This is a genomic window from Micromonospora sp. NPDC048830 (genome assembly GCF_043198215.1).
GTDB lineage: Bacteria > Actinomycetota > Actinomycetes > Mycobacteriales > Micromonosporaceae > Micromonospora.
The window spans coordinates 1-12,491 of the sequence record NZ_JBICUP010000065.1; the positions used below are offsets into that span (position 1 = coordinate 1).

Annotated in this window: 13 protein-coding genes; 5 read left to right on the forward strand and 8 right to left on the reverse strand. The window is 73.5% G+C overall.

Features of this window, described 5'->3' with window-relative positions:
- Positions 1–464: 464 nt before the first annotated feature.
- The 3 genes from ACGFIZ_RS31445 to ACGFIZ_RS31455 are packed head-to-tail and all read left to right on the forward strand — an operon-like array spanning position 465 to position 2,440.
- The gene (locus ACGFIZ_RS31445; RefSeq protein ID WP_393426082.1) at positions 465–884 is read left to right on the forward strand and encodes a helix-turn-helix domain-containing protein; all 420 of its coding nucleotides are present in this window, start codon (positions 465–467) and stop codon (positions 882–884) included.
- A gap of 5 nt (positions 885–889) precedes the next feature.
- A complete protein-coding gene (locus ACGFIZ_RS31450; protein WP_393426085.1) occupies positions 890–1,666 on the forward strand; it encodes a helix-turn-helix domain-containing protein in 777 nt (258 codons plus the stop codon).
- A 12-nt stretch (positions 1,667–1,678) separates the two neighbouring features.
- Complete coding sequence (locus ACGFIZ_RS31455; protein ID WP_393426088.1) at positions 1,679–2,440, forward strand: sulfite exporter TauE/SafE family protein; 762 nt, start codon at positions 1,679–1,681, stop codon at positions 2,438–2,440.
- Between the two features lie 94 nt (positions 2,441–2,534).
- On the opposite strand, the gene ACGFIZ_RS31460 is transcribed toward ACGFIZ_RS31455, so the two are convergent.
- Positions 2,535–3,767 carry an MFS transporter gene (locus ACGFIZ_RS31460; RefSeq protein WP_393426091.1) on the reverse strand — a complete coding sequence of 411 codons (1,233 nt, stop codon included), beginning with the start codon at positions 3,765–3,767 and terminating at the stop codon, positions 2,535–2,537.
- 54 nt (positions 3,768–3,821) lie between these two features.
- Here ACGFIZ_RS31460 and ACGFIZ_RS31465 point away from each other — a divergent pair, with 54 nt between their 5' ends.
- Complete coding sequence (locus ACGFIZ_RS31465; protein ID WP_393426094.1) at positions 3,822–4,298, forward strand: MarR family winged helix-turn-helix transcriptional regulator; 477 nt, start codon at positions 3,822–3,824, stop codon at positions 4,296–4,298.
- Between the two features lie 97 nt (positions 4,299–4,395).
- Here ACGFIZ_RS31465 and mctP read toward each other — a convergent pair whose 3' ends face one another.
- The 7 genes from mctP to ACGFIZ_RS31500 form a co-directional block, all read right to left on the reverse strand.
- Complete coding sequence (mctP, locus tag ACGFIZ_RS31470; RefSeq protein WP_347666243.1) at positions 4,396–6,051, reverse strand: monocarboxylate uptake permease MctP; 1,656 nt, start codon at positions 6,049–6,051, stop codon at positions 4,396–4,398.
- Positions 6,052–6,109: 58 nt separating this feature from the next.
- On the reverse strand, positions 6,110–6,355 hold the full coding sequence (locus tag ACGFIZ_RS31475; RefSeq protein ID WP_393426098.1) for a DUF3311 domain-containing protein: 246 nt from the start codon (positions 6,353–6,355) through the stop codon (positions 6,110–6,112).
- Between the two features lie 135 nt (positions 6,356–6,490).
- On the reverse strand, positions 6,491–7,693 hold the full coding sequence (locus ACGFIZ_RS31480) for a bifunctional RNase H/acid phosphatase (RefSeq protein ID WP_393426101.1): 1,203 nt from the start codon (positions 7,691–7,693) through the stop codon (positions 6,491–6,493).
- A 6-nt stretch (positions 7,694–7,699) separates the two neighbouring features.
- Entirely contained in the window at positions 7,700–8,437 is a 738-nt protein-coding gene (locus ACGFIZ_RS31485) for a zinc ribbon domain-containing protein (RefSeq protein ID WP_393426104.1), read from the reverse strand.
- Entirely contained in the window at positions 8,434–9,339 is a 906-nt protein-coding gene (locus ACGFIZ_RS31490) for a Nif3-like dinuclear metal center hexameric protein (RefSeq protein WP_393426107.1), read from the reverse strand. Before ACGFIZ_RS31490 ends, ACGFIZ_RS31485 begins: the two co-directional genes overlap by 4 nt.
- Before the next feature lie 102 nt (positions 9,340–9,441).
- Positions 9,442–10,035: a flavoprotein gene (locus ACGFIZ_RS31495; RefSeq protein WP_393426151.1), complete on the reverse strand. Its 594-nt coding sequence runs from the start codon at positions 10,033–10,035 to the stop codon at positions 9,442–9,444.
- Between the two features lie 5 nt (positions 10,036–10,040).
- Positions 10,041–11,270 (reverse strand): helix-turn-helix domain-containing protein, encoded by a 1,230-nt coding sequence (locus ACGFIZ_RS31500; RefSeq protein ID WP_393426110.1) that lies wholly within the window; start codon positions 11,268–11,270, stop codon positions 10,041–10,043.
- Positions 11,271–11,510: 240 nt separating this feature from the next.
- Here ACGFIZ_RS31500 and ACGFIZ_RS31505 point away from each other — a divergent pair, with 240 nt between their 5' ends.
- Positions 11,511–12,182 carry a bifunctional DNA primase/polymerase gene (locus ACGFIZ_RS31505; RefSeq protein WP_393426113.1) on the forward strand — a complete coding sequence of 224 codons (672 nt, stop codon included), beginning with the start codon at positions 11,511–11,513 and terminating at the stop codon, positions 12,180–12,182.
- Positions 12,183–12,491: the final 309 nt, after the last annotated feature.

Sequence of the window (12,491 nt, forward strand, 5' to 3'; positions counted from 1 at the left end):
GGTACTCGGAAACGGGTCCGCCCGGTTCGGAGGGAGGCCGCACGGAAAAGGACCTGCTCGTTAGGCAGGCACCTCGCCGGGCGGCCCACCCTACAGATCCGCTGGCCGTTGGCGCACGTCCGCGCGGGGCTGCGCGAGGTATTCGGCGCCGACAGCGACGCCTCGATTGGACTGTACGTCATCTACGGTGCGGGCCGACCGAGCAACGCGGCGGAGCCAGCAATGCCGTCGGCACCGACACCGGCCACGCTGTCGGACGAGATTGCGGACGCGGTGCCTACTGTTCGCCTCGGCGTCCCGGCGGGCGCGGCGGTCACGATCACGCTCGGAAGCGGGAGCGCTGGGCCGATTCGCGTTGTACTGAGCAGTACGCCCGACGCCAGTCCCGATGTTGCGGCGCTGCTGCCGGCGTCTGGCGCCGGGGCGCGGGTGTACTCGCTCGACGCTCGGCGCAGGCGAGTCTGATGGGCCAGCAACCGGCCGAGTTGACGCCACACACATCCGCGCGACACTTCCTCGGCGCTGAGCTGCGATGTTGGCGGCAGCAGCGCGGACTATCGCTGGCTCGGCTGGCGGCGCTGGTGTACGTGAGCCCGGACCTGCTCGGCAAGATAGAGAAGGCCGAACGTACGGCGAGCCTCGATGCGATGGTTCGCTGTGACGAGGCGTTGGGGACTGGCGGAGCGCTCGCCCGATTGTGGCGATTCGTGGACCACCAAGCGGGAACGCCGTCAGGAACGGCTGCGTCGGCAGCACAGCCGACACGGATCAGAGTGGTCACGGAGATCGTGGCGGTTGGGTCAGTCGGCCTCGAAACGGCACCCCCAGTGACGAACGGCGACGGGGCGCGCTTGTACGTGCTGCCCGGCGGACGGGACAGGTGAGCGCGATGGGCGCCGTCCCGACCACGGTCACTCCTGAACAGATTCGCGAGGCGCAACTGGCGTTGGGGCGACGGTTGGCTCAATGGCGCAAGGCGGCCGGCATGACGCAGGCCGCCCTCGCCAGGCGGACAGCGTACTCCCGCAGCGCGGTCGCCAATGTCGAGATCGGCCGGCACGACATACGCCGCGGCTTCTGGGAGCGCGCCGACCGCGAACTCGGCGCGGGAGGAACGCTGGTGGACGCCTTCGACGCTCTTCACGAACTGGTCACCACCCGCCGGGCGGAGAGGACGCGGACGGCCAAGCAGGACCGGCTGCAACGCCATCAGACAGCCGCGCCACCGCATCCGCAGCACCGCCTGACGGCCGAACCTACCGTCTGCGGATGCACGATCACGATCGCCCGATGGAGCGGGCGGGAGACCCTCGCGTTGAGGGAGGCATTGCGGCTCAGCGTTCGAGCCTTCGCCGAGCGGCTTCGCGTCGCCACCTCGATCGTCGCCGAGTGGGAGGATCGCAGGCAGCCAGCACCGCCGAGTCTGGCCATGCAGGCAGTGCTGGACGACGCGCTCAAGCTCGCCGGCCAGGATGCCCGCACTCGCTTCGCGAGAATCCTTCAGATGCCGCCGATGAGTTCCAATGATCATGCGGGTGCGCCTGCAGTTGGCCGTTATGCGATGGTGACCCCGCTTCACCGGGGCGACGGATCGCAGGCCGTCAGGCCGTCACCGGCTACGACGCGGCGGACGGGGGAAAGGTTGAGAGCCGACCGCAACGGCTAACCTCGGGGGATCATGGACCTCTCCGACGCCGCGCTCCTGCTCGCCGCCGGTCTCGCCGCGGGCACGGTGAACGCGGTGGCCGGGGGCGGCTCCCTGATCACCTTCCCGGCCCTGATCGCGACGGGCCTGCCGCCGGTGCCGGCGAACGTCACCAACTCGGTGTCGGTCTTCCCCGGGTACGTGGCCAGCGTGGCGGGCAGCCGGGCGGACCTGCCGCGGGGGCGGGCGGTGTGGACGCTGCTGCCCACCGCCGTCGCCGGCGCGGTGGCCGGCTCCCTGCTGCTGCTGGCCACCCCGGCCCGGGCGTTCGAGCTGGTGGTGCCGTTCCTGGTGTTGGCGGCCACCGCCGTGCTCGCGTTCCAGGACCCGCTGCGCCGGCTGGTCGGCCATCCGGCCGACCTCGCCCCGCGCCGCCGTACCGTCACGGTGCAGGCCATGGTCGGGGTCGGCGCGGTGTACGGCGGCTACTTCGGCGCGGCGCTCGGGGTGATGCTGGTCGCCGGCCTGGCCCTGGTGCTGGACGCGACGCTGGCCCGGGTCTCCGCGATCAAGAACCTGCTCTCGGCCCTGGTGGGGTGCACCACGCTGGTCGTCTTCGCGCTGCTCGGCCCGGTGGACTGGGCGGCCGTCGCGGTGGTCGCCCCGGCGACGCTGGTGGGTGGGTACGCCGGGGCGCGGCTGGTCCGGCGGCTGCCGCCGGTGGTGCTGAAGGCCCTGATCGTGGTGTTCGGCACGGTCATCGGGCTGCACCTGCTGTCGCGCGCGCTGCGTTGAGCGGTCCCCCCGCGAGGCTGGGCGGTCCCGAAAAGACGGGCCGCCCCGCCGCGGGAGGCTGCGGCGGGGCGGCCCGGCCGGCAGAACGGCAGACTCAGTACGCCTCGCCGACCGGCTCCTCGGGGGCGCGCTCGGCTCCGGCGGCGGCCCGGTTCCAGCGCGACCAGAGCACCCGCTCGCCGTAGCCGGCGGCCATCACGTGCGCGAAGGCGAGGTAGACGAGCACGCCCACGCCGAGGACGGCGAAGCCGACCCAGAAGGGCAGCGCCAGCCCGTGCTCGGCGAGCTTGCCGGAGATGATCGGGGCGGGGGCGGCGGCGCCCCAGCGGACCAGGTTGAACGCGCCGGTGGCCACCCGCCGGTCGCCGGAGCCCAGGCCGAGGGCCAGGTCGGTCAGGTTGGCGTTGGCCAGGCCCATGAACAGGCCGGAGAGCACGAGGACGGCCAGCGACTCGGCGGTGCCGCTCGACGTGGCGAACAGGACCATGCAGACGAGCAGGCCGGCGACGGCCACGCCGACGGTCTGCACCGCGCCGATGCGGTGGGCGAGCCGGTGGCCGATGAGCAGGATGCCGGCGGCCAGGCCGAGGCCCCAGCCGGTGAACGCCAGGCCCAGCGGGACGATGTCGAGGCGGAGGAACAGCGGCGTGTAGCCGAGCACGACGAAGAACACGAAGTTGTACGCGGCGGTCACCACGCAGAGGGCGACGAACGCCGGCTTGCGGTAGGTCGAGAAGATCTCGCCGACGCGTACGGGCGCCTGCCGGGTGGCCGGCTCGCGGAGCCGGCGGGCCGCGACGGCCAGCGCGAGCACCATGAACACGCCGCAGACGAAGAACGGCAGCCGCCAGCTGACCTCGCCGAGCAGGCCGCCGAGCAGCGGGCCGACGGCGAAGCCGAGGCCGAGCGCGGTCTCGAAGAGGCCGACGACCCACTCGCGGTCGTTGGCGAGGTTGACCAGCACCACCATGGCGGTGGCGAAGAACATCGCGTTGCCCAGGCCCCACACGCCGCGCAGCACGGACAGCTGCACGATGTCGTCGCTGAACGAGGCGAGGATGGCGGCCGCGCCGACGACGGAGACGCCGGTGATCAGCACCGGCTTGAAGCCGAACCGGCCGCTGGCCAGGGTCGCCGGGATCATCCCGACGGCCATCACCGCGATGTACGCGGTGAACAGCAGCTCGACCTGCCAGGCGGTGACGCCGATCGCCTCGCCGATGGCGGGCAGGATCGGGTCGACGACGGCGATGCCGGCGATGGCGAGGAAAGCCACCAGCGTGGTGGCGTAGATGGCACTGCGGTTGGGCTCGGTACGCCGATCCACTCCGCCTCCCCAGATAGCTGTATCGTACAGATAATTTTTTTGTATCATACAGCTATGAGCGACGACCAGACGAGCGAACCGGAGCGGGACGAGGCCACCCTCGGCCGGATCGAGACCGAGGTGGCCCTGCTGATGCGGCTCGGCGAGGCGACGCGGCGGGCCACCGGCACCGCCGAGCACCGGGTGCTCGACCGGGCGGCGTACGTGATCCTGCGCCACCTGGCCGCCACCGGCCCGCAGAACGTCTCGGCGCTGGCCGCCCGGCTCGACCTCGACGGCTCCACGGTCACCCGGCAGGTCTCCGCGATGCAGCGCGACGGCCTGATCGCCCGTACGCCGGACCCGAGCGACGGCCGGGGCACGGTGATCTCCCCCACCGCCGCCGGCCTGCAGCGGATGGCCGCCGTCCGGGCCGCCCGCACCCGGCTGTACGGGGACATCCTCGGCGACTGGACCGCCGACGACCGCGGCACCCTCGCGGACATGCTCGCCCGCCTCAACCGGGCCCTGGAGGGGCGCACCCGCCGCTGACCGCTGCTCGCCGACCCCGCGTCGGCCGCCGCCCGACACGCTCTGCGGCGGAACCGTGACGAGGGCCCCCGCCACGAGCGGGGGCCCTCGTCACACGTCAGGCGACCGGTTCGGGGGCGGCGTCCGCGCCCGAGCGGGTGCCGGGGGTGACGCGCGGGTCGCCCTCGTCGGCGAAGTAGTCGTCCGGGCTGGTGCCGTCCGTGCCGTCCGCCACCTTCACCGCCCGCAGGACGAGGGTGAGCAGGGCGGCGACCAGGAGGTTCACCAGTACGGCGACGATCCCGACGTAGATCGTCTTCGGGGTGTCGAAGCCGAACTCGCTCAGCGGGAACGCCGAGCCGGCGAAGTGCTTCTTCCCGGTGGCCGGGTTCCCGATCTGGTAGAGCATCCACATGCCCAGGCCCATGCCGGCCACCCAGCCGGCGACCAGGGCGCCCCGGTGGAACCACCGGGTGTAGAGGCCCAGGGCCACCGCCGGCAGCGTCTGGAGGATGATCACGCCGCCGATGAGCTGGAGGTCGATGGAGAACTGCGGGTCCAGGAACACGATGCAGGCCACCGCGCCGACCTTCACCACCAGCGAGGTGATCTTCGAGACGTTCGCCTCCTGCGCCGGGGTGGCGTCCCGCTTCAGGTACTCCTTGTAGATGTTGCGGGTGAACAGGTTCGCCGCCGCGATCGACATGATCGCCGCCGGCACCAGCGCCCCGATGCCGATCGCCGCGTACGCGAGCCCGGCGAACCAGTCGGGGAACTGCTGGTCGAACAGCACCGGCACGACCGTGTTGCTGTCGAAGGTGCCCTCCTTGGCCCCGGGCAGCGGCTTGACGCCGGCCGCGATGGCCATGAAGCCGAGCAGCGCGATCAGCCCGAGCAGCAGACTGTACGCCGGCAGCGCCGACATGTTCCGCTTCATCACGTCCCGGTTGCGGGTGGCGAGCACGCCGGTGATGCTGTGCGGGTAGAGGAACAGCGCCAACGCCGAGCCGAACGCCAGGGTGACGTACTGGAGCTGGTTGTTGGCGTTGAGCAGGACACCGTCGTTCGGGTTCGGCGTCGCGGCGAACTTCGCGTCGGCCGCGTCGAAGATGTCGCCCCAGCCGCCCAGCTTGTGCGGCAGGTAGAAGACCGCCGCCAGGATCACCACGTAGATCAGCGTGTCCTTGACGAACGCGATCAGGGCCGGCGCGCGCAGCCCCGACTGGTACGTGTACGCGGCCAGGATCGCGAACGCCACGATGATCGGCAGGTGCCGGGCGACGGTGCTCTCACCGGTCACGCCCATCGTCTTCAGCACCGCCTCGATGCCGACGAGCTGCAACGCGATGTACGGCATCGTGGCGACGATGCCGGTGATCGCGACGAGCAGCGCCAGCACGGGCGAGTCGAACCGGCTGCGGACGAAGTCGGCCGGGGTGACGAAGCCGTGCCGGTGCGAGACCGACCACAGCCGGGCCAGCACCAGGAACACCATCGGGTAGATCACGATCGTGTACGGCACGGCGAAGAACCCGGCCGCGCCGGCCCCGAACATCAGCGCCGGCACGGCCACGAACGTGTACGCCGTGTACAGGTCGCCGCCGATGAGGAACCAGGTGATCCAGCCGCCGAAGCTGCGCCCGCCCAGCCCCCACTCGTCGAGGTGGGCCATGTCCTGCGGGGCGCGCCACCGGGCCGCCACGAAGCCCATGACGCTGACCAGCAGGAACAGCGCCGTGAAGACGATGATCTCGGTCAGGTGGTCCCGCCACATCAGTGAACCACCTTCGTTCGCGACTGCGGGGCTCGCAGGCCCGGCTCACTCCTCGCGCTCACCGCTCCCGCCTCTTCGTCATCTGGTAGACCAGCGTCGTGACGGCCACGCCGAGCAGGATGTAGGCCAGTTGCAGCCAGTAGAAGCGCGGGAAGCCGAGGAACCGCGGGGAGTCCGCGTTGAAGAACGCCGGGATCAGCGGCAGCACGAGCGGCACGAACAGCAACCAGTTCCAGGGGCTGCGGTCCTTCGCCCTCGCCCTGGTCGGCGCCCCATCGGGCGCCTCCGGTTCGGCTGGGGCCATGCGACACACCTCCGGGAGTCATTTCTCGCCATGTGACCGCCGGAGGTTACGGCGAAGTGACGCCCGTCACGCGATCGGCGAACAACGATGCGCCGAGCGGCGGACCGCCTGCGCCGAGCGGCGCGGCGGAGTCGATCAGAGGTCGGCGAGGTGGGCGGTGTCGTTGACCGAGCGGACCGCGACGCCGCCGTCGGGCCAGCGGTCCAGCACGGAGATGCCGGCGGCGTCAAGGTAGAGCCGGTGCAGGAACGCGTCGTCGGCGGCGAGCGCGTCCCGCAGCACCAGCTTGATCGGCGAGACGTGCGAGACCACCACGACGGTCTCCCCGGGGTACGCCCGCAGCAGCGCGTCGGTGGCCCGGGCCGCCCGGGCCCCGACCTCGGTGAACGACTCCCCCTCGGGCGGCGCGACCCGGGTCGAGGCGAGCCAGGCGTCCAGCTCCCCCGGCCAGCCCTCGCGCACCTCGGCGAAGGTGCGCCCCTCCCAGGCGCCGAAGTCGCACTCGATCAGGTCGTCCAACCGGCGTACCGGGATGCCGCCGAGCGCCGCGGCGATGGCCTCGGCGGTCGCCGTACACCGGGACAGGGGTGAGCTGACCACGGCCGCGACGGCCGGGGCGAGCGCGGCCACCCGCGCGGCCGTGGCCCGGGCCTGGGCCCGGCCCCGCTCGGACAGGGGCACGTCACCACGGCCGGAGTAGCGGCGCTGCGCCGTGAACTCGGTCTCGCCGTGCCGGACCAGGATCAGCCGGGTGGCGGTGTCGCTCGGGCGCGGCTCCCAGGACGCCGGGGCGGTGGCCGGGTCGGAGCCGGCGCCCCGGGTGGCGGCGCGGGCGGCGGCCTCGCGGGCCCGCGTCCGGGCGGCGGAGTCGGGGCCGGCCACCTCGCGCGGCGGCTCGGCGGCCCGGGGCGGCGCGGCCGCGCCGGCGGCGGCCGCGTCCATCGCGGCGTTGGCGAGGGCGTCGGCGTGCCGGTTGCGCTCCCGGGGGATCCACTGGAACCGGACGGCGGCGAACCGGCCGACCAGCGCCGCCGCCTGCGCGGCGAGCGGGCGCAGCCCCGGGTGCTTGATCTGCCAGCGGCCGCACATCTGCTCGACCACCAGCTTCGAGTCCATCCGGGCGTCGACCTCGGCGGCGCCCAGCTCGGCGGCGGCCTCCAGGCCGGCGATCAGCCCCCGGTACTCGGCGACGTTGTTGGTGGCCACGCCGATCGCCTCGGACCGCTCGGCCAGCACCTCGCCACTGGCCTGGTCCCGGACCACCGCGCCGTAGCCGGCCGGTCCCGGGTTGCCCCGGGACCCGCCGTCGGCCTCGACGACGACCGCGCGCACCGCCATCGCGGGTTACAGCCCCGACTCGTTGGTGCGGACCATGATCCGGCGGCACTCCTCGCAGCGCACCACCTCGTCCGGGTCGGCCCGGCGGATGCGGGCCAGGTCGGCGCCGGAGAGCTCCAGCCGGCAGCCGCCGCAGCGGGCGCCGGTCAGCAGGGCCGCGCCGAGCCCCGTGTCCTCGCGGATCCGGTCGTAGAGCGCGACGAGGTCCGCCGGGAGGTCGCCGGCGAGGGGCTGCCGGGCGCTACGCCTGAACTCCTCCTCCTTGGCGATCTCGGCAAGGCTGTCGTCGCGGCGCCGCTCGGCCGCCGCCCGTCGCTCGCGCGCCTCGGCGATCCGCCGCTCGACCCCGTCGAGGGCGGCCTGGGCGGTCTCCCGCTGCTCCATCAGCTCCAGCTCGGCGTCCTCCAGGTCGCTCTGCCGCCGGTTGAGGGAGACCAGTTCGTGCTGGAGCGCCTCCAGCTCCCGGGCCGGGCCGGTGCCGGCGGCCAGCCGCGCCTCGTCCTTGCTCTTGCGGGCCCGGACCTGGTCGACGTCCTTCTCCAGCCGGGCGATGTCCCGGTCCAGGTCGTCAACGGTCACCTGGGCCCGGACCCGCTCGTCCTCCAGCGCCGACAGCTCGCGGGCCAGGGCGTCCAGCTCGGCGTGCTCGGGCAGCGACCGGCGGCGGTGGGCGAGCTGGGCGAGGGCGGTGTCGATCGCCTGCAGGTCGAGCAGGCGGCGCTGGACCTTCGGGTCAGCCTTCACGGGCGGGGCTCCTTGTCGTCCGCGGCGGGTGCGGGGTCGGGGGCGGCGGGTCCGGGACCGGCGCCGGGTGCGGTGGCGTGCACGGTCCACGGGTCGGTGTCCAGGTCGGACACCGTGGTCTCGACGCCCAACTCCGCCCGCAGGAGGGCGGCCAGGTCGTCCAGCCAGGGTCGTTCGGTCGCCCAGTGGGCGGCGTCCAGGAGGGCGGGCCCACCCCCGGCGAGGTGCTCGCCGGCGGGGTGGTGGCGTAGGTCGGCGGTGAGGTACGCGTCGACGCCGGCCGCGGTCGCCGCCGCGAGGAAGGCGTCCCCCGAGCCGCCGCTGACGGCGAGGGTGCGAATCGTACGCCCCGGGTCGCCGGCGGCACGGACCCCCCACGCGGTGGCGGGGAGCACGGCCGCGGCGTGCCGGGTCAGCTCGGCGAGGGCCATCGGCCGGGGCAGCTCGCCGATCCGGCCGATGCCCCGGCCCGCGCCGGCGGCCGGTGAGCCCGGTCGCGGGGGCTGCAGCGGGCGCAGCCCGGTCAGCCCGAACCGCGCGGCCAGGGCGTCGGAGACACCGGGGTCGGCGACGTCGGCGTTGGTGTGCGCCACGTACAGCGCCACGTCGGCCTTGATGAGCTGGTGGACGATCCGCCCCTTGTACGTCGTCGGGGCGACCGAGGAGACACCGCGCAGCAGCAGCGGATGGTGGGCGACGATCATGTCGGCGCCGGCCGCGAGTGCCTCGGCGACCGTCTCGGGGACCACGTCGACCACGCAGGCCACCCGGCGCACCTCGGCGTCGGGCTCGCCGAGCACCAGCCCGACGCGGTCCCAGTCCTCGGCCCAGGCCGGCGGGTAGCGGCGCTCCAGCGTCGCCACCACGTCGGCCACCGTCGGCGGCGGCGCGGTTGTGCTCACGGCGGGCCAGCTTACCGGCGTCGGCCGGGCGGCACGGCCTCGGCTGTTGACAGGGGCCCCTTTCACCACCGGAAGTGTCGACAAGAGGCCCCTGCTTCCACCTCAGGCGGCGGCGTCGACCTGGTAGAGCCGGCCGCGAAGCGCGGCCAGGCCGACACCCCAGGGGAACGTGTGCAGGTGGCGCTCGCCCGTGCCCGGCGGATGCAGCGGGTAGACGTCGTCGCCGAAGCACACGTCCACCCCCCATTCGGCGAGCCGGGCCAGGCTGGCCCGGAACGCCGGATGCGCGGCCATCGCGGCGTTGGTGTACGGCACCGCCACGATCGGCAGCCCCAGGCCCTGCGCCTCGATCAGCAGCCCGAGGGCGAGCGTGTCGGCGATGCCGGCCGCCCACTTGTTGACGGTGTTGACCGTGGCCGGGCAGACGATCATCGCGTCGGCGGCCGGCAGCACGTCCAGGTCACCCGGATCCTTGTAGCGGCTGCGGACCGGATGGCCGGTCTGCCGGGCCAGCGCCGCCCGGTCGACGAACTTCGCGCCGTCCGGCGTGGTGACCACGCAGACGTCCCAGCCGTCCTGCTGCGCCAGCTCCACCAGCCGGTCGACGTGACCGGCCAGCGGCGAGCCGCAGGCGATGGCGTAGAGCACCCCACGGCGTTCGCTGCTGCGGTGCGGGCCGTTACCTGCGGCCCCCATCACGCTCATACTCCCACTCCCATGTGTTCAGCCAACTCCGCGATCGGCGAAGGCGGCGCACCCCGTGTGCGACGCAGGACGTCCGACATCACCTCGTGGGCGATCGGACGGCAGCGGATCTCCGAGGGCGCGAGCCGGTCGCCGCGCAGCAGCATCTCGCCGGCGTTGGCCACGTCGCCGAGCTGCGCGTAGCCCCGGGCGAGGTCGAGCAGGTGGTGGGCCCGGCGCTCGGGCAGCAGGGCGTTGAACGCGGGATCGGGGAGGTTACGGTGGTGGACCTCGACCGCCCGCCCGCCGTCGCCCAGCTCGACGGCGGCGGCGGCCCGGTGCAGCTCGACGTTGGTCGGGCCGAACGACGTCCAGTAGTGGTTGTGGTCCCCGCCGAGCAGGACGGCCGCCTCCTGGGCGCCGTTGATCAGATCGTCGACGGTGGCGGAGTCGCCGAGCCGGGCGGCGGCCATCGCGCCCTGCAGCAGCAGCAGCCCGTAGACCGAGAGGCGCTCCGGGGAGGCGTCGTTGAGGCCACCGGGGCCGAGCCGGTTGGCGATGTTGACGTTGAGCTCCAGGGCCGGCCGGGCCCGGCCCATCGCCACCATCGCGTTGCAGACCCGGGTGGTGGCGATGCCGGCCAGCAACGGGTCGTCGGCCCGCTGGGCGACCGCCATCGACCGGTCGGCGGCCAGCCAGGCCAACTCGCACTCGCCGAGCTTGCGCAGCACCGAGGAGGCGATCTGGTAGACCTGGCCGAGCAGGTGGGCGGCCTCCCGCGCGTCGTCGCCGCCGTGGCCGGCGTCCGCGGCCTGGGCGTCGCGCAGCAGCTTCGGCAGCGCCCGGGTCAGCATCCCGTAGCGGCCGTACTGGTAGGTGAGCCAGGCGTGGTTGACGGCCTTGCGCATGTCCGGCAGCGGCGGGGGGTACGGGGCCGCGGCGAAGTAGGCGCTCATCGAGTCGTACCGCTCCAGGGCGGCCCGGATCTCCTGGACCTCCACCTGGTCGATGCAGTTCAGCGCGTCGCTGCGCCGCTCCGGGTCCTTGCCGAGCAGCAGTTGCACGTCCACCTGGAGGATGTCGGCTATCTCGTAGAGGACGGAGAACTTGTCGAGCCGGCGCACCCCGCGCTCGACCTTGTCCACCCAGCTCTTGGACTTGCCGAGCCGGTCGGCGAAGACCTGCTGGGACATCTTGCGCCGGCCACGCCAGTAGGCCACCCGGCGGCCTATTGGTAGCTCGTCCATCTCCCCATCCCTCCCCCGGCCCCCGACTCCGGCCGGCCCAGCCGGGCAGCTACGCCCGACCGTTCGTACTCAGATTCTTCGCTGGTCGCACAGCCTGTACGTCAGCCGTCCGGACAGTCCTCATAAGTTTCATGCAAGTTGCATGAGCCGTTCGCCAAGTCAACGATCGCGGGTTACGGCAGTGACGGCGCTCGACATATGAGCTGGCACCCGCCCATCGCGGGAGAGGAGTTCGGGCGAATGTGGAGAAACGTCGCGCCGCGCGTCGGACAGCTGTCGCCGCTGGAACGGGTCCGGCTGCGCCGGGTCGCCGTCCGCTACGCCGTGCACGGCTGGGAGGTCACCCCCGGGGCCTGCCTCGCCCGCAGCCGCTTCGTGTGCGGGCGGGCCGGCTGCCCCACGGTCGGCTGCCATCCCGCCCTGGAGGACTGGGAGCACGTGGCGAGCGCCGACCCGGCCCGGGTGGCCACCTGGTGGCGCAGCCGTCCGCACGGCGTGCTGCTGCCCACCGGCCGGGCGTTCGACGTCCTCGAGGTGTCCGCCCACCTGGGCCGGCAGGCCCTCGACACGGTCGGCACGCACCCGGCCGGCGACGGGGTGCGCGGCCCGGTCGTGGTCACCCCGACCGGGCGGTGGATGTTCCTGGTCCGCCCCGGCGACCCGCTGCGCCCCGAGCTGGAGCACTGCTTCCACGTGGTCCGGCACGGCGTCGGCTCGTGGATCCCGGCGCCGCCCACCCGGCTGCCCGAGGGGGCCGTCCGCTGGGCGGTCGCCCCGGAACAGGCCCGCTGGCGGCTGCCGGACTCCTACCTGGTGCAGAACGCACTGATCGACGCGCTGCGGGCGGCCGGCGTGACGCTGAGCACCGACCTGCTCCCCGGCCACCTGCCGCTGCCCCGGCGCGGCTGCTGAACCCGGCCGCTCAGCCCGCTGTCGGGCAGTGGACGCGGGCCCTGTCGCGCAATGGATGCGGGCCCTGTCGCGCAATGGACGCGGGCCCTGTCGGGCAGTGGACGCGGCCGGCCAGCGTCCCCGGGGGTCGGGAACTCGTTGACCCCGACGAGGGCGCGACCGCGCCCCGAGCGGGGGTCCGATGTCCAGGTACGACGCGCCGCGCCAGCCCGGTGGCGCGGAACCGCCACCGCACCACCACCGGGGGCGCCGCTGGCCCCCGAGCCGCCCGTCCGGCTCCCGCCCCGGCCGACCCCGGCCGCTGGGCTC

Bases quoted from the DNA above. Each gene is read 5' to 3' on its own strand.
- ACGFIZ_RS31465 (WP_393426094.1), top strand. From the start codon at position 3,822: ATGAGCGACGACCAGACGAGCGAACCGGAGCGGGACGAGGCCACCCTC.
- ACGFIZ_RS31475 (WP_393426098.1), bottom strand. From the start codon at position 6,355: ATGGCCCCAGCCGAACCGGAGGCGCCCGATGGGGCGCCGACCAGGGCG.
- ACGFIZ_RS31450 (WP_393426085.1), top strand. From the start codon at position 890: ATGGGCGCCGTCCCGACCACGGTCACTCCTGAACAGATTCGCGAGGCG.
- ACGFIZ_RS31505 (WP_393426113.1), top strand. From the start codon at position 11,511: ATGTGGAGAAACGTCGCGCCGCGCGTCGGACAGCTGTCGCCGCTGGAA.
- mctP (WP_347666243.1), bottom strand. From the start codon at position 6,051: ATGTGGCGGGACCACCTGACCGAGATCATCGTCTTCACGGCGCTGTTC.
- ACGFIZ_RS31445 (WP_393426082.1), top strand. From the start codon at position 465: ATGGGCCAGCAACCGGCCGAGTTGACGCCACACACATCCGCGCGACAC.
- ACGFIZ_RS31500 (WP_393426110.1), bottom strand. From the start codon at position 11,270: ATGGACGAGCTACCAATAGGCCGCCGGGTGGCCTACTGGCGTGGCCGG.
- ACGFIZ_RS31495 (WP_393426151.1), bottom strand. From the start codon at position 10,035: ATGGGGGCCGCAGGTAACGGCCCGCACCGCAGCAGCGAACGCCGTGGG.
- ACGFIZ_RS31480 (WP_393426101.1), bottom strand. From the start codon at position 7,693: ATGGCGGTGCGCGCGGTCGTCGTCGAGGCCGACGGCGGGTCCCGGGGC.
- ACGFIZ_RS31455 (WP_393426088.1), top strand. From the start codon at position 1,679: ATGGACCTCTCCGACGCCGCGCTCCTGCTCGCCGCCGGTCTCGCCGCG.